This is a genomic window from Amycolatopsis thermoflava N1165 (assembly GCF_000473265.1).
GTDB classification, from domain to species: Bacteria; Actinomycetota; Actinomycetes; order Mycobacteriales; family Pseudonocardiaceae; genus Amycolatopsis_E; species Amycolatopsis_E thermoflava.
Genome location: NZ_KI421511.1, coordinates 6,142,736 through 6,160,177 on the forward strand (window position 1 = coordinate 6,142,736; position 17,442 = coordinate 6,160,177).

The 17,442-nt window shown below is 72.1% G+C and carries 19 protein-coding genes and 1 pseudogene; 8 read left to right on the forward strand and 12 right to left on the reverse strand.

The window, feature by feature from the left end; genetic code table 11:
* Window positions 1-17: 17 nt before the first annotated feature.
* A complete protein-coding gene (locus tag AMYTH_RS0130290; RefSeq protein ID WP_027933395.1) occupies window positions 18-1,028 on the forward strand; it encodes a LacI family DNA-binding transcriptional regulator in 1,011 nt (336 codons plus the stop codon).
* A gap of 88 nt (window positions 1,029-1,116) precedes the next feature.
* Here the strand turns inward: AMYTH_RS0130290 and AMYTH_RS49090 are convergent.
* A pseudogene (locus tag AMYTH_RS49090) lies at window positions 1,117-1,263 on the reverse strand (IS630 family transposase); the annotation flags it as partial.
* 107 nt (window positions 1,264-1,370) lie between these two features.
* Window positions 1,371-2,360: a glycoside hydrolase family 76 protein gene (locus AMYTH_RS0130295; protein WP_027933396.1), complete on the reverse strand. Its 990-nt coding sequence runs from the start codon at window positions 2,358-2,360 to the stop codon at window positions 1,371-1,373.
* A gap of 56 nt (window positions 2,361-2,416) precedes the next feature.
* Here AMYTH_RS0130295 and AMYTH_RS0130300 point away from each other — a divergent pair, with 56 nt between their 5' ends.
* A complete protein-coding gene (locus AMYTH_RS0130300) occupies window positions 2,417-4,597 on the forward strand; it encodes a molybdopterin-dependent oxidoreductase (RefSeq protein WP_027933397.1) in 2,181 nt (726 codons plus the stop codon).
* On the opposite strand, the gene AMYTH_RS0130305 is transcribed toward AMYTH_RS0130300, so the two are convergent.
* The 5 genes from AMYTH_RS0130305 to AMYTH_RS0130325 form a co-directional block, all read right to left on the reverse strand.
* The gene (locus AMYTH_RS0130305; RefSeq protein WP_027933398.1) at window positions 4,563-5,213 is read right to left on the reverse strand and encodes a TrmH family RNA methyltransferase; all 651 of its coding nucleotides are present in this window, start codon (window positions 5,211-5,213) and stop codon (window positions 4,563-4,565) included. The genes AMYTH_RS0130300 and AMYTH_RS0130305 overlap by 35 nt on opposite strands.
* Complete coding sequence (locus tag AMYTH_RS0130310; protein ID WP_027933399.1) at window positions 5,210-5,755, reverse strand: hypothetical protein; 546 nt, start codon at window positions 5,753-5,755, stop codon at window positions 5,210-5,212. Before AMYTH_RS0130310 ends, AMYTH_RS0130305 begins: the two co-directional genes overlap by 4 nt.
* Before the next feature lie 15 nt (window positions 5,756-5,770).
* A complete protein-coding gene (locus tag AMYTH_RS0130315; RefSeq protein ID WP_027933400.1) occupies window positions 5,771-6,154 on the reverse strand; it encodes a DUF2784 domain-containing protein in 384 nt (127 codons plus the stop codon).
* 123 nt (window positions 6,155-6,277) lie between these two features.
* A complete protein-coding gene (gene pyrE / locus AMYTH_RS0130320; protein ID WP_017985675.1) occupies window positions 6,278-6,838 on the reverse strand; it encodes an orotate phosphoribosyltransferase in 561 nt (186 codons plus the stop codon).
* 114 nt (window positions 6,839-6,952) lie between these two features.
* Window positions 6,953-7,822 (reverse strand): LysR family transcriptional regulator, encoded by an 870-nt coding sequence (locus tag AMYTH_RS0130325; protein WP_027933401.1) that lies wholly within the window; start codon window positions 7,820-7,822, stop codon window positions 6,953-6,955.
* 126 nt (window positions 7,823-7,948) lie between these two features.
* Here AMYTH_RS0130325 and AMYTH_RS0130330 point away from each other — a divergent pair, with 126 nt between their 5' ends.
* Window positions 7,949-9,157, forward strand: a complete 1,209-nt coding sequence (locus AMYTH_RS0130330) for an MFS transporter (RefSeq protein ID WP_228685017.1) — start codon at window positions 7,949-7,951, stop codon at window positions 9,155-9,157.
* Window positions 9,154-10,389, forward strand: coding sequence for an FAD-dependent oxidoreductase (locus AMYTH_RS0130335; protein WP_027933403.1), 1,236 nt, complete (start codon window positions 9,154-9,156; stop codon window positions 10,387-10,389). Before AMYTH_RS0130330 ends, AMYTH_RS0130335 begins: the two co-directional genes overlap by 4 nt.
* Before the next feature lie 86 nt (window positions 10,390-10,475).
* Here AMYTH_RS0130335 and AMYTH_RS0130340 read toward each other — a convergent pair whose 3' ends face one another.
* The gene (locus AMYTH_RS0130340) at window positions 10,476-11,024 is read right to left on the reverse strand and encodes a TetR/AcrR family transcriptional regulator (RefSeq protein ID WP_027933404.1); all 549 of its coding nucleotides are present in this window, start codon (window positions 11,022-11,024) and stop codon (window positions 10,476-10,478) included.
* A 78-nt stretch (window positions 11,025-11,102) separates the two neighbouring features.
* On the opposite strand from AMYTH_RS0130340, the gene AMYTH_RS0130345 reads away from it, so the two are divergent.
* On the forward strand, window positions 11,103-11,588 hold the full coding sequence (locus AMYTH_RS0130345; protein WP_027933405.1) for a DoxX family protein: 486 nt from the start codon (window positions 11,103-11,105) through the stop codon (window positions 11,586-11,588).
* Here AMYTH_RS0130345 and AMYTH_RS0130350 read toward each other — a convergent pair.
* Window positions 11,549-12,502 carry a helix-turn-helix transcriptional regulator gene (locus AMYTH_RS0130350; protein WP_027933406.1) on the reverse strand — a complete coding sequence of 318 codons (954 nt, stop codon included), beginning with the start codon at window positions 12,500-12,502 and terminating at the stop codon, window positions 11,549-11,551. The two genes, AMYTH_RS0130345 and AMYTH_RS0130350, sit on opposite strands and share 40 nt — an antisense overlap.
* An 84-nt stretch (window positions 12,503-12,586) precedes the next feature.
* On the opposite strand from AMYTH_RS0130350, the gene AMYTH_RS0130355 reads away from it, so the two are divergent.
* Entirely contained in the window at window positions 12,587-13,108 is a 522-nt protein-coding gene (locus AMYTH_RS0130355; RefSeq protein WP_027933407.1) for a DinB family protein, read from the forward strand.
* Here the strand turns inward: AMYTH_RS0130355 and AMYTH_RS0130360 are convergent.
* Entirely contained in the window at window positions 13,068-14,282 is a 1,215-nt protein-coding gene (locus AMYTH_RS0130360) for an FAD-dependent oxidoreductase (protein WP_027933408.1), read from the reverse strand. The genes AMYTH_RS0130355 and AMYTH_RS0130360 overlap by 41 nt on opposite strands.
* 56 nt (window positions 14,283-14,338) lie before the next feature.
* Between AMYTH_RS0130360 and AMYTH_RS0130365 the strand changes: the two genes are divergently transcribed.
* Together AMYTH_RS0130365 and AMYTH_RS0130370 are read left to right on the forward strand one after the other, a co-directional pair.
* Window positions 14,339-14,941 (forward strand): PadR family transcriptional regulator, encoded by a 603-nt coding sequence (locus tag AMYTH_RS0130365; RefSeq protein WP_027933409.1) that lies wholly within the window; start codon window positions 14,339-14,341, stop codon window positions 14,939-14,941.
* 96 nt (window positions 14,942-15,037) lie between these two features.
* The gene (locus tag AMYTH_RS0130370) at window positions 15,038-15,700 is read left to right on the forward strand and encodes a DUF4097 family beta strand repeat-containing protein (RefSeq protein WP_027933410.1); all 663 of its coding nucleotides are present in this window, start codon (window positions 15,038-15,040) and stop codon (window positions 15,698-15,700) included.
* A 232-nt stretch (window positions 15,701-15,932) separates the two neighbouring features.
* Here AMYTH_RS0130370 and AMYTH_RS0130380 read toward each other — a convergent pair whose 3' ends face one another.
* Both AMYTH_RS0130380 and AMYTH_RS0130385 read right to left on the reverse strand, forming a co-directional pair.
* Window positions 15,933-16,697 (reverse strand): SDR family NAD(P)-dependent oxidoreductase, encoded by a 765-nt coding sequence (locus AMYTH_RS0130380; RefSeq protein WP_027933411.1) that lies wholly within the window; start codon window positions 16,695-16,697, stop codon window positions 15,933-15,935.
* Entirely contained in the window at window positions 16,694-17,419 is a 726-nt protein-coding gene (locus tag AMYTH_RS0130385) for a type III secretion system chaperone family protein (RefSeq protein WP_017985663.1), read from the reverse strand. The genes AMYTH_RS0130380 and AMYTH_RS0130385 overlap by 4 nt, the downstream gene beginning before the upstream one ends.
* Window positions 17,420-17,442: the final 23 nt, after the last annotated feature.

Here is a 17,442-nt window from a genome sequence, read left to right on the forward strand (position 1 = left end):
CTCGTTGGAGAAATCTGATGCCGTCCAGGCCCACCCAGAAGGACGTCGCCGATCTGGCGGGCGTCTCGATCACCACCGTCTCACACGTGGTGAACGGGACCCGCGCGGTGGCCCCGGAAACCAAGGCCGCGGTGCTGCGCGCCATCGAGGAGACCGGCTACACCGGCGACGCGATCGCCCGTTCGCTGGTCACCGGCGGCACGCGGCAGATCGGCGTCGCGATCTCGCTGCTGGCCAACCCGTACTTCGCGGCGCTGATGCAGGCGATCGAACGCGAGGCCGCCGCGGCCGGGTACACGGTGCTGCTCGCCGACACCCACGACACCGTGAAGACCGAGCAGGAGACGGTCCGGACGCTGCGGTCCCGGCGGGTCGAGGGCATGCTGCTGACCCCCGCCGCAGGCGACGGCCGCGTGATCAGCGAGCTGGTGTCGCTCGGGCTGCCGACCGTGCTGATCGACCGGCTGACCATGCGGACCGACGTGGACCAGGTCGGGTCGGAGAACATCCAGTCCACGTCCGCGCTGACCGAGCACCTGGCCGCGCTGGGGCACCGGCGGATCGGGTTTGTCAGCGGGATGCCCGGGCTGACCACGTCGGAGGAGCGGACGCTCGGATACCGGCTGGGCCTCGGGCGCGGTGGGTTGTCGTGGAACCCGGAGCTGGTGGTGTCCGGGTACTCCTCGCGCGAGGGCGGCGCGGCGGCGACCGCGAAACTGCTCGCGTTGCCGGACCGGCCGACCGCGCTGGTGGTGGCCAACGACTCGATGATGGTCGGGGTGCTGCACGAGGTCCGCCGCCAGGGGTTGCGCGCCGGTGCGGACCTGGCGCTGGCCGGCTTCGACGACGTCGAGTGGTCGGATCTGGTGGAGCCGCCGCTGACCACGATGGCGCAGCCGATCGAGGAGATCGGCCGCCGTGCGGTGCGGTTGCTGCTGGCCCGGATCAAGGACCCGGACCGGCCACACGAGACGGTCCGCCTGCCGCCGCGCCTGATGCACCGCGCCTCCTGCGGCTGCGGCCACTAGCGTCCTGAGTGGTTAGTTCGTCGGCAGTAGGCGGCGAGGGAGTCGAGGATCTGGTCGGCGGTGCGGGTCCAGACGTAGGGCCTGGGTGGACCGCCTTCGCGGGCGGATCCAGATACAGCCCGACCACGTCGCGGACCTTGTCCACGAACAATGGATCCATGCTGATCTTGAACGTGTCCACCTGGTGCGGTTTGAGGCCGAACGCCCGCCACATCCGTGAGACCGCCGACTGAGATCGTGCGCGGTCGGCCTGCGCCGGGTCCACCGCTCCAGCGTGCGACGTTCGTCGGACAGGGCCAGTGGCACCAACCTAGTCTGGCACTGAATTAACGACTCAGGCCACTAGAGCGTTGCCGCCGCTTCCAGGAGCATCCAGGCGCCCAGCTGCACCGAGAGGTCCCGCGCGGGGTGGTCCTTCGGCAGGGGCGGGGTGGGGGCCGGCTCGCTCCACTCCGGACTGAACAGCGGGCCGCCGTAGGCGTCGGCGGCTCCGGTCCACGCCGCCTCCGCTGAGGCGAGCACCAGGTCGCGCGCCGCGTCCGGCTCCGGGCCCGGCGGTAACCGGTGCACGGCCAGCGCCAGGTACCGCGCCAGGATTCCCGCGAACAGCCCGCCGTCGCCGCCGCCCTGGCCGCGCAGCACGCCGCCCGGCGCGCAATTCGCGGCCACCGCCCGGATCGTGCGCGCCGCCTGGTCCAGTTCGGACATTTCCAGGCACGCGCCGAGGAAAACCCCTTGGCAGTACGTGTAAATCTCCTGCACCAGGTCGCCGCTGTCCACCCGCAGCCCGTCCCACACCAGCCCGGTGTCGGCGTCGACGAGCGTCTTCTCCATCCAGTCCAGCAGTTCCCGCGCCCGCTCCACGTCACCGGCCCTGGCGAACAGGATCGCCGCCGGGCCGTTCGACGGCGCGTTCTTGAACCGGTCGCCGCGCCGCCACCAGATGCCGCCGCCGCCCTCCGTCGTCCAGCCGGACCGCAGCTCGCCGAGGAAGAAGCCCACGTCCCGGCCGGTGCGCTGCAGCGCGAGCCCCAGCCACGCCAGGTCGTCGTAGTAGTCGTTGCGCCAGCTGCCCCGGTTCCGCAGCCGCATCGACGACACGAACCGGTCGATCGCCGCCGCCCTGGCCGGCGTCGGGTCCCGCAGTTGCGCGTCGGTCAGGCAGTCCAGCAGGTGAGCCTGCCACCAGTAGTTCCAGTGCACGTGCAGCCGGTGACCTGGGGCCGCAGGCCAGCCGCTCCGGGCGAGCAGCGTGCCCGGCAGTCCCCAGACCCGGCGCAGGTGCCGGGTGACGATCGCCCGTTCCGCGGCGGCGGCCCAGTCGCTGTGCATGAACCCATCATGGATTGGCCCTCGACATATCGCTGGGTTCCGTCGACGATCAGGGGATGACAACGGCGCATGTCACATGTCCGCTCTGCGAGGCCACCTGCGGCCTGACGGTCACCTTCGACGGCAGCCAGGTCACCGAGGTGCGCGGGGACGCCGAGGACGTCTTCTCCGGCGGCTTCATCTGCCCCAAGGGCGCGTCGCTGGGCGCGCTGCACCACGACCCCGACCGCCTGCGCACCCCGCTCGTCAAGCGCGACGGCAAGCACGTCCCGGTTTCCTGGGACGAGGCGTTCGCCGAGATCGACACCCGCCTGCTGCCGATCATGGAGGCGCACGGCCGCGACGCCGTCGCCGTGTACGCGGGCAACCCGAGCGTGCACAACCTGTCGACTTCGCTCTACGGCCGCGTCTTCTTCAAGGCGCTGGGCACCAAGAACTTCTACACCGCGGGCAGCGTCGACCAGCTGCCCAAGCACTACTCCAGCGGCTACCTGTTCGGCGACGGCATGACGATCCCGGTGCCGGACGTCGACCGCACCCAGCACCTGCTGGTGCTCGGCGCGAACCCGCTGGTCTCTAACGGCAGCCTGATGACCGCGCCGGACATGCGCGGCCGGCTCAGGGCGATCCGCGAGCGCGGCGGCAAGGTGGTCGTGGTCGACCCGCGCCGGACCCGCACCGCGCAGGTCGCCGACGAGCACCACACGATTCGCCCTGGCACCGACGCGCTCCTGCTGTTCGCGCTGGTCAACGTCCTGTTCGCGGAGAATCTGACCGACCTGGGTCACCTCGCCGGGCACGTCACGGGTGTCGCGGACGTCGGCGAACTGTCCCGTGACTTCACCCCCGAAGCGGTCGCGCCGGTCACCGGCATCCCGGCCGGCGAAATCCGCCGGATGGCCCGTGAGCTCGCCGCCGCCGAGTCCGCCGCGGTCTACGGCCGGATCGGCACCACCACGCAGGCGTTCGGCACCCTCGCCAGCTGGCTGGTCGACGTGCTCAACGTCCTCACCGGCAACCTGGACCGCCCCGGCGGCGTGATGTTCCCGCTCGCCGCCGCGGGACAAGCGAACAGCGCGCCCGGCAAGCGCAGGCCGTTCCGGCACGGCCGCTGGCGGACCCGGGTGCGGGGGCTGCCGGAGGTGCTGGGCGAGGTGCCGGTCGCGACGCTGGCCGACGAGATCCTCACGCCAGGCGACGGCCAGGTCCGCGCGCTGATCACGGTCAGCGGCAACCCGTGCCTGAGCACCCCGAACGCCGGACGGCTCGCGGAAGCCCTGGCGCGGCTGGACTTCATGGTGTCGCTGGACATCTACCGCAACGAGACGACCCGGCACGCCGACGTGATCCTGCCCGGCCCCACCCCGCTGGAACGGGAGCACTACGACGTCGCGCTGTACCAGCTGGCCGTGCGCAACGTGGCGAACTGGACCCCGGCCGCGCTGACGAGCGACCTGCCGCCGGAGTGGGCGACCATGCTGCGGCTCACCAGCATCGTCACCGGGCAGGGCCCGGATCCGGACATCGAAGCGCTGGACGCGTTCGTGGCGGGCCAGATCGCGCAGCGCGCCGGGCTCGACCCGGCCGTCGCGGGGGACCGCCGCGGGCCGGCGCGGCTGATCGACCTGATGCTGCGCGCCGGGCCGTACGACCTGACCCTGGCGGACCTCGAAGCCGCCCCGCACGGCGTGGACCTCGGGCCGCTTCGCCCACGCCTGCCGGAGATCCTGTCGACCGCGAGCGGGAAGGTCGAGCTGGCGCCGGAGGCCATCACCGCCGACGTGCCGCGCCTTGCCGCGGAGCTCGCGCACGTGCCGGACGGCGAGCTGGTGCTCATCGGGCGACGGCAGCTGTCGTCGAACAACTCGTGGATGCACAACCTGGAACCGTTGGTGCGCGGCAAGAACCGGTGCACCGTGCAGGTCCACCCGGCCGACGCGGAGCGGCTCGGACTGGCCGACGGGGAACCGGCGCTGGTCAGCTCCAAGGCAGGCAAGATCGAGGTGCCGGTCGAGATCACCGAGGAGATCCGGCCCGGCGTGGTCAGCATCCCGCACGGCTGGGGCCACGGCGGGCCGGGCACGCAGACCGCGGTCGCCGCGGCGCACGCGGGCGTGAACAGCAACCTGGTGGCCGACGAGACCCTGCTGGACGCGCTGTCCGGAACCGCTGTGCTGAACGGGATCCCGGTCGAGGTGACGCCTACCAGGCCGCCGACAGGTCCGCGTGCTGCCTGATCCAGGCGTGCATCACGATGCCGGCGGCGACCCCGGCGTTGATCGAGCGGGTCGACCCGAACTGCGCGATCGACACGACCATCGCCGCCGCGTCGTGCGCCTCGGCGGACAGGCCGGGGCCTTCCTGGCCGAACAGCAGCACGCATTCCCGTGGCAGCTCGGCGGTTTCCACGCGCTGCGAGCCGGGGGTGTTGTCCACGGCGACGATCGCCAGGCCGCGGTCGCGCGCGTAGGTCAGCAGTGACGGCACGTCCGGGTGGTGCTCGAGGTGCTGGTACCGGTCGGTGACCATCGCGCCGCGCCGGTTCCAGCGCCGCCGCCCGACGATGTGCACGGCGGCCGCGGCGAAGGCGTTCGCGGTGCGCACCACGGTGCCGATGTTGTGGTCGTGCTGGAAGTTCTCGATCGCGACGTGGAACGGGTGCCGTCGGCGGTCGATGTCGGCGACGATCGCCTCGCGCCGCCAGTACCGGTAGGCGTCCACGACGTTGCGGCGGTCGCCCTCGGCCAGCAGCTCCGGGTCGTAGTGCGCACCGGTGGGCCACTCGCCCTCCCACGGGCCGACGCCGACCGGTTCGCGTGCGGTCCACTCGGTCGGGCCGGTCTCCTCGCTCATCGGCGGGCCCCGGACAGGTCGGCGAGCAGGTCCGCGGTCGCGGTGGTGAGGTCCTGCTGGGTCATCTCGCCGGGGAACACGGCCGCGAGGTGCTCGCCGGTGAAGAACAGGGTCTGGGTGGTGATCCGCTGCGCGACCTCCGGCGGGAGGTGCGCCGCGGCGTCGCCGGGCCGCACGGTCAGCGACGGCCCGGGCACCGGCCGTGGCACGAGGACCATGGTGGCGGCGCGCGTCGTCGAGACGTACTCGGTGCGGTAGCGCAACTGGAGGACGCGCACCGGGACGCCGCGCCAGTTTCCGGCCAGTTGCAGGTTCACCGCGATGCCGTGGTGGTTGCTCGACCCGAGCACGTCGTTGAGCGTCACGAACGTCGACTGCAGCGGCGGCAGCGGCGCGTGGTCGGGCCGCCACCCGGTGCGTGCGGCAAGCGCTTGCACCCCGTCGGCGAAGGCGTCCTGCGCGGCCCGTGCGCGTGGGCGCATGACCAGCCCCGCGACCAGGCCGCAGAGCAGGATGCCGAGCAGGATCAGGAGGATGACCACACGGAGGATTGTGTCCTAGGCCTGCGGCATCGCGTGCGGCGACGGGTGCTCACGGTGCTTCCAGCGCAGGTACGCGCCCGCGTAGGAGAAGACCACCAGCGCCAGCGCGACCGCGGCGACCACCGGCAGCATCGAGCGCGGGAACACCGTGTCGTAGATGTAGTAGGCGTTGAAGCCGCCCGGCAGCGGGCCCAGGCCCTGCAGGCCGCGGAAGTAGTCCTCCAGCGCCGTCAGCGGGCAGGGGATCGGGAAGACGTTGACCGCCACACCCCAGATGGCGAAGAACACGTGCACGAAAATGCTGCGCGGCCACCGCCATGCGAGAAACCCGCCGAGGCCGATGTAAAGCAGAGCCAGAATGTGTAATCCGACCGTTATGTCGGCCAGAACTCCCGCGATCGTCACGCCGCCCCCTTCCCGCGATTCCCCTGGTATCGAGGTTACTCCTGATCAAGGCAGGAATGTCGACTCGAATTCCGGAGATCACTTCGGGGTTTACCCCTAGGGGGCGGCGTGAATCGGCTACAGGCCCAAGTCGTCGAGGTCCAGCAGATACCGGTAGGTGAGGCCTTCCTTCTCGATGGCCTCACGCGCGCCGGTGCCGCGATCGACGACCGTCGCCACGCCGACCACGGTCGCGCCGGCCTCGGTGAGCGCCTCCACGGCGGTCAGCACGCTGCCGCCGGTGGTCGAGGTGTCCTCCACGGCGAGCACCCGCTGCCCGGCGACCTCGATGCCCTCGATGCGGCGCTGCATGCCGTGCGACTTCGTGGCCTTGCGCACCACGAACGCGTCGAGGACCTTCCCGTCCGCCGACGCCGAGTGCAGCATCGCGGTCGCGACCGGGTCCGCGCCGAGCGTGAGGCCGCCCACCGCCACGTAGTCCCAGTCCGCCGTGAGCTGCCGCATGAGCCGGCCGATGAGGGGGGCCGCCGCGTGGTGCAGCGTGGCCCGCCGCAGGTCGATGTAGTAGTCGGCCTCCTTGCCGGAGGCCAGCGTCACCTTGCCGTGCACCACCGACAGCTCGGTGATGAGACGTGCCAGTTCGAACTTCGCTGCCTGATCCAACCCGGGGTTCGCCACGCCCGGAAGTCTTACACACGACCACGACAGGCCCGCGCCCTCGACGGCCAACGTGCGGGCCGTGGAGATCAACGAGGCGCTCGACCTGGTGGCGAGCAGCCGGGCGTGTCGCCCTCAGTGGGTGCTGATCGTGCGCGCCACCTCGTCCACCACGGTGCGCGTCGAGGGCGGCCACACCAGCCACGTCACCAGCTCCAGCGCCGGGTCCACCACCGGCCGCCACGGCCAGCCCGGCAGCAGGCGCGTCGCGGAGTGCTCGGTCAGCAGCACGGCGTCCGACTTGGTCGCCTCCGCGCACGCCCGCGCGTGCTCGGAGAACTGCGCGAACTGCCACAGCGGCACCACACCCGCGTCGTGCGCCGCGACGACCAGGCGGTCGTGTGCGACCGGCACCTGCTGCCTCCCGTGGGCGAGGATCCGCACCCCGTCCAGGTCCCGCAGCCGGCACGCCGGGCCGTCGGCCAGCGGGTGCCCGGGCCGGACGGCGACCCCGAAGGGCTGGTCGAACAGCCGCGCGCCCCGCAGGCTGCCGACCGGCTGCTCGTGCACCAGGCCCAGGTCGAGCCTGCCCTCGCGGACCATCCGGAGCTGCTCGGTGCTGCTCGCCTCGGTGAGGGCGACCGCCGCGTGCGGGACCGCCGCATCGAGCGCGGCCAGCGTGTCCAGCAGCCAGTCCGCGGACAGCCCGGGCGGGATGCCGATGCCGACCACCTCGCGGGACCGGCCGGCGGCGGCGTGCGTCGTCTCTCTGGTGGCGTCCGCCAGTCGCAGCAGCAGCACCGCGTGCGCGTGCAGCGCGGCGCCGGCCGGCGTGAGCGTCGTGCCCGTCGCCCCGCGCTCCAGCAGCGGCGCCCCGATGTCCCGTTCGAGCTGCCGGATCTGACGGCTCAGCGACGGCTGGGTGAGGTGCAGCCGTTCCGCCGCACGGGTGAGCGAGCCCTCGGTCGCGACGGCGACGAAGTACCGCAGGTGACGCAGCTCCACGCGCTCCTCCCCTGCCTGTGAGGCATGGCTGGGCTGATTAACCGGCATTGGACAGGGGCGTGTCAAGGCACGTGTACTACTCCCTGCCTCTCAGGCAGGACATCAATGGAGAAGGGACGCTCAACGATGAGTCGAACTCCCGGTCGGGACCCGTACCGCTGGGTGGTGCTGGTGCTGTCCTGGGCCGCGTTCACGATGACGTCGGTGGACCGGTCGACGTGGGGACCGGCGTCGGTCGCGGTGGGCGAGCACCTGGGGGTCTCGCTCGCCGGGCTCGGCGTCTTCGCCACCGGCTACTACGTCGGCTACGTGATCTCGAACGCGGCGGGCGGCGTCCTCACCGACTGGCTGGGCGCGCGGGTCGTGATGGGCGCGTCGCTGTTCCTCGCGGGCGGGTTCATGATCCTGTTCGGCGAGACCGACTCGGTGCCGGTCGGCATCGCGTTCCAGGCTGCGGTCGGGATCTTCGCCGGCTGTGACTACTCGGCGGGCGTGAAGCTGATCGCGCAGTGGTTCACGCCGAAGGACCGCGGGTTCGCGATGGGCGTGTTCATGACCGCGACCTCGCTCGGCACGGTGATCGCCAACGCGGTCGTGCCGCGCCTGCTCGAGTCCGCCGGGTGGCAGACGTCGTACCACGTGTTCGGCGGCGCCTCGATGGTCATCGCGGTCCTGTGCCTGCTCCTGGTGCGGACCCGCACCGAGGATGCGGCCGAACGCGCGGTGCCGGACCTGCGCCCGCTGGCCCGCTCGCGCGATCTGTGGCTGCTCGGGCTGGCCGGGTTCGGCGGGCTGTGGGGTACCTACGGGTTCATCACCTGGTCCAACGCGCTGATGGTCAAGGGCAGCGGGCTGACCGGGGTGCAGGCAGGCGGGGTGGTCGCGATCTTCGGGATCGCCGCCATCGCGGCCAAGCCGTGCATCGGGTTCGTGTCCGACCTGCTCGGCGGCAGGCGGAAGGCGCTGACCGTCGTCGTGCTCGGCGCGTTCGTGGTGGCGCTGCTGGTGTTCGGGACGCGGGACAGCCTGACCGGTTTCCTGTGGGTGGCGCCGTTCCTCGGCGTCGCGGCCTACGTCTACAGCCCGCTGATGGTCGCGATGATCCCGCGCATCGCGGGGGTCGGCCTGGCCGGTTCGGCGGCCGGTGCGACCAACGCGTTCTGGCAGCTCGGCAGCACGGTCGTGCCGGTGGTGCTGGGCGCGGTCTTCCAGGCGACCCATTCGTTCTTCGCGGCGTTCGCCACGCTGGCCGCAGGCCCGCTCGTGGGAGCGCTGCTCACGCTCGGCGTCCGCGAACAGCAGCCGGCGCCGGATCGCGAGAAGGAGGCTGTGTGAACTACGACGTGATCGTCGCCGGTGGCGGTTCCGCCGGGATCGCCGCGGCGGTCGGCGCGCGGCGGGCCGGGGCCAGGACGCTGCTGATCGAGCGCGGGCCGTGCCTCGGCGGGGCGGCGACGCTGCGGAACGTGGTGACGTACTGCGGGTTGTTCACGCGGGAGGATCGCGAGCAGGTGGTCTTCGGCGTCGCCGGCGAGATGCTCGACGGGCTGCGCGAGCTGGGCGCCGTGAGCGAGCCGACGCGCTTCACCGCGGTGGCGGTGGTGTTCGACCCGGAAGCGGTGAAACGGGTCGCCGACGACCTGTGCGACGCCGCCGGGGTGGACGTGCTGCTGCACTCGCACCTGCTGGACGCGTCCAGAGTGGACGATCGCGTTCGGACGGTGCGGGTGGCCGACCACGCCGGGGTGCACGAGTACTCCGCGGACGTGTTCGTGGACGCCACCGGTGAGGCCGACCTGGCGCAGCACGCGGGCGCGGAGGTGCGGTACGGCAACGACGGCTGGGTGCAGAACGGCACGCTGGGCGTGCGGTTCGGTGGCATCGCGGCGAACGCCGAGGTCTCGCGGGAAGCGGTGCGCGAGGCCGTCCGGGCGGCGAAGGCTCGTGGTTTGCCCGGTCTGACGGCGGAATCCGGGTTGATCGCACGGATGCCGGTGTCCGGTGACCTGATCACGTACCTGGCGGACGAGGGCTACGACGCGCGCGACGCCGCGGACACGAGCCGCGCCGAACGCAGCGCGCGACGGCAGGCCGCGGCGTACCTGCGGGTGATCCGGACGCTGCCGGGATGCGCGGACGCCTACATCGTCAGCACCGGCCCGGAACTGGGCACGCGCGAGTCGCGGCACCTGGTCGGCCGGGTCCAGCTGACCGAGAAGGACGTGCTGTCGCCTGCCCCCGCGGACGACGCGGTGGCGATCGGCGCGTGGCCGATCGAGTACCACCCGGGGGTGGGTGTGCCGTCGGAGTGGCGGTTCATCGGCGAGCCCGGCTACTACGGCATCCCGCTCGGTGTGCTGTGGAGCCGGAACACGCCGAACCTGTTCTGCGCGGGCCGGACCGTCGACGGTGACCGTGGTGCGGGCGCTTCCTTGCGGGCCATGGGAACCGCCTTCGCGACCGGCCACGCCGCCGGGGTGGCGGCGGCGCTCAGCGCCCGGGGTGCCGTGAGTACTGCCGCGGTGCGGGAGGAACTGCAGCGCCAGGGCGCGCGGCTACCGGACTGAAGCCCCGCCCGCTCTGCGGCCCCCGGGATTCGGCTCCCGGCTCGCGCGGACAGTCCGCCGCGGCCCCCGCGCCCGGCGCCCCCGGGTCACCGGCCCGCACCCCCGGGTGTCAGCATCTCCGCAACCGCCCGCGCGGATGCCTCCAAATCACCGGTCACCTCGGCCGGCATCGCGCCGCTGAGGCACAGCGTCGCGAATCCGTGCACGATCGACCACGCCGCGACCTGCGCCAGCTTCCCCTCCGACACCGCGTCCGCCATCACGGCCCACGCCCGTTGCCGCGCCGCCAGCAGGTCCGCGTCGTCCGCGTGGTGCAGGTCCGGCCGGAACATCACGTCGAAGTGCGCGCGGTGCCCCACCGCGAACCGCACGTACGCGACGCCGATCTCCACCAGTCCCTGGTCCCGCGCCGCGACGAGGGCGTCGGCCAGCAGGTCGTACCCCTCGGTCGCCAGGGCGGTCACCACGCCCGCCTTGTCGCGGAAGTGGTGCACCGGCGCCGCGTGCGAGACGCCGGCCCGTCGCGCCACCTCGCGCAGGCTCAGGGCCGCGACGCCGTGCTCGCTGATCGTTTCGGCGGCCGCGTCGAGGATCGCGCGCCGCAGGTCGCCGTGGTGGTAGGAACGCTCAGCCATGCCACCAGCATATCTTTCCATTGACAAGATGCGAGCGCGGGAGCAATCTTGTCACTGACAAGATATGGAGGAGACCCCATGGCACCGCTCATCATCCTGATCGTCGTCACGCTGGTCCTCGCGCTCGCCGGCGCGGCCGGGGTCCGGTGGCTCAGACCGTGGCCGATGGCCGTGCGCGGCGGCGTCGCCGCGATGTTCACCGCGACCGGCATCTCGCACTTCGTGGGCATGCGGCAGCAGCTCATCGACATGGTCCCGCCCGCGCTGCCCGCGCCCGCCCTGCTGGTGACCGTCACCGGCGTCCTGGAACTCGCCGGCGCCGTCGGCGTGCTGTGGCCGCGCACCGCCCCGTGGGCCGCGGCCGGGCTGACCGCCATGCTCGTGCTGATGTTCCCGGCGAACGTGTACGCGGTGCAGAGCGGTGTGCTCACCGCGTGGGACGACCAGATCGTCCCGCGCACGCTCATGCAGGTCGTGTTCCTGGCCGCGACGCTGACGGTCTTCGTGCACGCCCGCCGCGGCGATCAGGCCCGGCTGAACCGGCCTGCCCACTCGCGCAGCTGATCACGCAGCTCGGGCGGCCTGACCACGCGGAACTCCGCGCACAGCGAACCGAGCGCCAGCGCGGGCCAGTCCAGGGAGGCGGTCGTCATCCGCACCCGGCACCGGCCGGCGTCGACCTCCTCGACCGTGCCCCACCGGCCGATCCGCTCGCGCGCCACCGCCGCCGGCACCTCGACGAGGACCTCCACCTCATACGGCTGCGGCAACGCGCCGAGCGAGCTGCGGACGAACTCGGCGGCGTCGGCGGTGGGCAGTTCGCGTGGCCGGAACCGGGCGCCGGTGCCGCGTGGATCGGTGATCCGGTCGATGCGGAAGTTGCGCCACGCGTGCCGGGTGAGGTCGTAGGCGACCAGGTACCACTGCCGCCCGAGCGGGACCAGCCGCAGCGGCTCGACCTCCCGCTCGGACTCGCGGCCCCCGGCGTCGGTGTAGCCGAAGCGGATGCGTTCGCTGTCCCGGCAGGCCAGCGCGATCGTGGTGAGCAGGCCGGGGTCGATCCGGGGCGCCGACGCTCCCGGCCAGGTGGCGGGCACGGTCATCGCCCGCAGCGCGTCCACCCGCCTGCGCAGCCGGGCCGGCATCACCTGCACCACCTTCGCCAGCACCCGCACCGACGACTCCGCGATGCCGTCGACCGAACTCTGCGCGGCCGTCTGGAGCCCGACGGTCAGCGCCACCGCCTCTTCGTCGTCCACCACGAGCGGCGGCAGCGACGCGCCCGCCGCGAGCTGGTAGCCGCCGTCGACACCGCGCTGCGCCTCCACCGGGTAACCCAGCTCGCGCAGCCGGTCGATGTCCCGGCGCAGGGTGCGCGGTGAAACGCCCAGCCGCTCGGCCAATTCGCTGCCCGGCCAGTACCGGTGGGTCTGCAGCAGCGACAGCAACCGCAGCGTCCGCGAGCTCGTGTTCGCCATGTTCCCGATTCTCCCGCAATTGCGGTCAAAAAGTGGCCGCAAGGGGTTCTACCTTGGTCTCAACGACGACGAAGGGACTCCGAAATGACCTCCACCGAGACCGTCACCGGCGAGCGCGCGGACCTGCTGGCCATGCTGGCCAAGCACCGCTTCTTCCTGACCTTCACCACCCGCGGCCTGACCGACGACCAGGCCCGGCAGCGCACCACGGCGAGCGAGCTGTGCCTCGGCGGGCTGATCAAGCACGTGACCGCGACCGAGCGGGGCTGGGCGAACTTCATCGTCGAGGGCGCCTCCGCGATGCCGAACTTCGAGGAGATGACCGAGGAGGACTTCAAGCAGCGGGAGGACGAGTTCAAGCTGCTTCCGGACGAGACGCTGGCCGGCGTGATCGCGGAGTACGAAGCGGTCGCGCGCCGCACCGACGGGCTGGTCGCCACCGTCGACCTGAGCGCGAGCCACGAGCTGCCGAAGGCGCCGTGGTTCACCGACAAGGAGTGGTCGAACCGGCGCGTGCTCATGCACATCGTCGCCGAGACCGCCCAGCACTCCGGCCACGCCGACATCATCCGCGAGTCCCTGGACGGCCAGAAGAGCATGGGCTGACCGGCGAGTCCCAGTCGATGCGGTATCCGTACAACCAGGCCATTGCTTCCGGTCCAGGCCGGTGCAGCTTGAACAGCAGCGGGAGCAGGTGCCGCATCACAGGACCGAGTGTCTTGCCGTCGCCGTTGCGCTTGCCCTGCGCCACCACGCGTTCCACCCGGTGGCGGCGCAGGGATTCGTACGTGGTGAACGCGTCGGGCACGTCGCCGGCGTCGCGCAGGCACTTCGCCAGCACGACCGCGTCTTCGATGGCCATCGACGCGCCCTGGCCGGAAGCAGGTGAGGTGGCGTGCGCCGCGTCGCCGACGATGATCATGCGGTTCCGGTGCCAGACCGGCACCTTCGGGAAGTCGTAGGTGTTCCAGCCCGCGAAGATCTCGTCGGTGGCGGTCACGAGATCGCGGGCGGGACCGTCCTCTTCGGCGAAGAGGTCGAGGAGCCGGGCGCGCCACTCGTCCGCGGTGACGGCGGCCAGTTCTTCGCGTGCCTGCTCCCGAGGCTGGCGCGGGTTCGCGAACCACCACACGTCGCCGTCGGGGTGGACGATGTAGGAGTAGAAGCAGCCGCGCCCGAACACCATGTGCATCTCGCCGGGCTCGACGTCGAGCCGCAGCCCCCTGGCGTAGCCCCCGGTGTTGAGCAAGGGCACGTACCGTGGCGGCGGCGCCCCGGGATCGATGATCGTGCGTACGGTCGAGCGCAGACCGTCGGCGCCGATCAGCAGGTCGGCGTGCGCGGTGCTGCCGTCGGCGAAGGTGGCCGTCACGCCGCCGCCCTCCGGGGTGGCGGCGACCAGCCGCTTGCCGTACTCGGTCGGCACGCCACGCCGCACCGCCTCGTCGCGCAGCGAGTCGTAGAGATCGGCCCGCCTGATGGTCTGCGTGCCGGTCCCGTCGGGCAACGCCGCGCCGAAGCCGAACTCGGCTATGGGCTTCCCGCCCATGCCGATGGACATTCTCGTGGTCGCGAACCCCTTGTCGCGCACCACCGCCTGCAGGTCGAGGGCGCCGAGCGCCGCGATGCCGTTGACCGCCAGGGTCAGGAACGCTCCGACGCCGTCCGCGCCACGGTTGTACGCCTCGTAGACGGTCGCCTCGATGCCGGCCCGCTGCAGTGCCATCGCGGTGACCGGACCGGCGATGCCGCCGACGATCACCAGTGCGTTGATAGTCATAAAATGACTATACATTTCATGACTATCAAGTCAAGGCGGCGGTTAAGGTCGTGGGCGTGGCGAGGAGCATTCATCGGCGGTCCGTGCTGGCACTCGTGCTGCTCTCCCTGCTGGCCGAGCAGCCCATGCACCCGTACCGCATGCGCGAGCTGATCAAGGAGCGCGGCAAGGACCGGATCGCGAACGTTGCGCAGCGCAACAGCGTGTATCAGACCATCGACCGCCTGTTGCGCGCAGAGCTGATCGCCGTCCGGGAGACCGAGCGCGACGAGCGCCGTCCCGAGCGCACCGTCTACGAGATCACCGACGCCGGCCGGTCGGCCCTCCGCGACTGGACCGCCGAGATGCTCGGCAGCCCGGCGCGCGAGTTCCCGGAGTTCCCGGCAGCGCTCGCCACCCTCATGGTCCTGACCCCGGAGGAGGCGCTTGCCCGGCTGTCCGACCGTGCGGCCGAGCTGTCCACCTCGCTGGCGGCCGACCGCGCGGCACTCCAGGCGGTTCCCGGCCTCCCGCGCCTGTTCCTCCTGGACGAGGAGTACTCGATCGCCGTTCGCGAGGCGGAGCTGAAGTGGGTCGACTGCCTGCTGGCGGCGCTCCGGTCTGGTGAGCTCACCTGGTCGGAGGCCTCGATACGCGCCGTGGCGGAGAAGTTCGCGTAGGTGTCAGCGGCGGCGTCAGCGCGGTGACGGCCCGGTGTCAGCGCTCCCGGCGAGAGTTGTCCTCAACAGCAGGAACAACGAGCACAGGAGAGCACGATGCAGAACTTCCACACCCCGGCCCCGATCGCCGCCTTCGCCGACATCCCCGCCGGGAGCATCCGTTTCGTGGCCGCCGACCGGGCCGACACCACCGTCGAGGTCCGGCCGGCGGACGCCGCGAAGAGGCGTGACGTGCGGGCCGCCGAGCAGACCACTGTGGCCTACACCGATGGCGTGCTGCGGATCGCCGCCCCGGCCGGGAACCAGATCCTCGGCAGCTCCGGTTTCATCGCGGTGACGGTCCAGCTGCCTGCAGGATCCAGCGTCGAGGCGACGGGCGCCAGTGTCGAGCTGCGTGGCACCGGGCGGCTCGGCGAGGTCACCGTCGAGGGCGCGCACGGCGAGATCGAACTCGACGAGGCGGCGGCCGTCCGGGTCGAGACGCAGGCGGGTGACGTCACGGTCGGCCGCTTGACCGGGCCCGCGCGGATCACCACCCGCAAGGGCGACATCCGCATCGCCGAGGCCGAACGCGGCGAGGTCGTGCTCCGCACCGAGGCCGGTGACGTGTCGGTGGGCGCCGCCGCGGGGGTTTCCGCTTCGCTGGACGCGGGCACCAGCTTCGGCCGGATCCACAACTCGCTCCGCAACAGCGGGCACGCCGGCCTCACCATCCGCGCCACCACGGACTACGGCGACATCAACGCGCGCAGCCTGTGAAGCGGGTCAGGTACCGAGCCCCAGGGCCGCGCACGCGCCGTCCACGGCAACGCGGCGAAGCGCGTCCTGGGGCACATCGGGGAACTGGACGGTGCAGTCCTGGATCCCGCCGAACGCGATCACCGCACCCGGCGCACGACGGGCGCGGAGTTGGCCGGCACGGCCCCGGTGCCCGCGGTGCCGATCGCGACCGCCCCGGCGGTCGAGGACTACGCGCGCCGAGAACACCGGGTCAGGTGCGGTCGCGCCCCGCGACGAGGCTGGAGATCCGGCGCAGCAGGCCGCGCGGCAGCAGCCCGCCGATGGCGACGATCGCCTTGTACTGGGGCGACGGGATGGAGATGACCTTCCCGCGCCGCAGGTCGGCCAGGCCCTCGGCGACCACCCGGTCGGCCTTGAGCCAGAACGCCTTCGGCCCCGGCTTCTCCAGCCCGGCTCGCTCGTGGAACTCGGTCTCGGTGAACCCCGGGCACAGCGCGGTCATCCGAATGCCCGCAGGCAGCGCCGCCGCGATGCCCTCGGTGAACGAGGTGACCCAGTTCTTGCTCGCTGTGTACGTCGAGCCGCGGCCGGAGAAGAAACCGGCCACGCTGGACACGTTGATGATGTCGCCGCGGCCGCGCTCGATCATCCCGGGCAGGGCCGCCCGGGTCAGCCGCAGCACGGCGGTCACGTTCACGTCAAGCTGCGCCTGCAGCTCGTCCACCGGCGCGGTCCAGAACTCGCCGGCCAGGCCGAACCCGGCGTTGTTGACCAGCATGTCGACCGGCTCCGCGGCCAGCCGCGCTTCGACAGCCGCCCGGCCCTCCGCCGACGCGAGGTCCGCGGGCAACGCGACCGCCTTGATCCGGTGCCGCCGCGACAGCTCGCCGGCAAGCGCTTCCAGCCGCTCCGCGTTGCGGGCGACGAGGACCAGGTCGTAGCCCTCCTCGGCGAGCCGGCGGGCGAACGCGGCGCCGATCCCGGCGGTCGCGCCGGTGACGAGGGCGGTGCTCACTGGGCGGGCCCGCTCGGCGGCGGCGTGCTCAGGCCCGGCTGCTCGGACTGACCGGGCTGCCAGTGGCGGCCCGCCGCGGGGTACTCCTCGTCGAACGGGTCCACGATGTCGGCGATCTCGCCGAGGTCGCGGAGCAGCCGCTCCAGCCGGGACGGCCCGGCCTGCGGCGCGACGCTGGCGAGCACCCACTCGTTCTCCAGCCACGCCACGCCGACGTCGCCGCCGAGCGCGTCGGCGGCGTCCACGAGTTCCTGGGTGATGACCGCGCGGGCGCCTTCGGGGTCGTCGGCGAACGCGTAGCGCTGGCCCACCGGGCCGAGCAGCTCCGGCATGTCCGCGCGCTGGAACGGCACGCTGGCCAGCCACAGCTCGACGAGCACCGGGTGCACGCGGTTGCAGCGCACGGCGACCACGACCGCCGGGATCTGGCCGTCGGCCTCGATGTCGAACACGAACACCGGGCGGCGGCCGTCGGCGGTGAAGGTGGAGCCGACGACGACGTTGACCGCCGTCTCGGCGCGGAAGTACCCGAGCGCCCCGCCGGACCACTGCCGGACGAGCCGCTCGTCCTCCTCGACGAACTGCCATCCGCGCAGGTCGGACCAGCGCATCCGCTCCCGGTTACGGGAGCCCTCCCTGGTCCGGTCGACGGCGAGCAGCAGCAGCCCCGCCACCAGTGCGACGGCGGCGATGACGAACCAGACCCACGCCGGAATACCCACGAGGGTGAGGGTAGCGCGCCGGG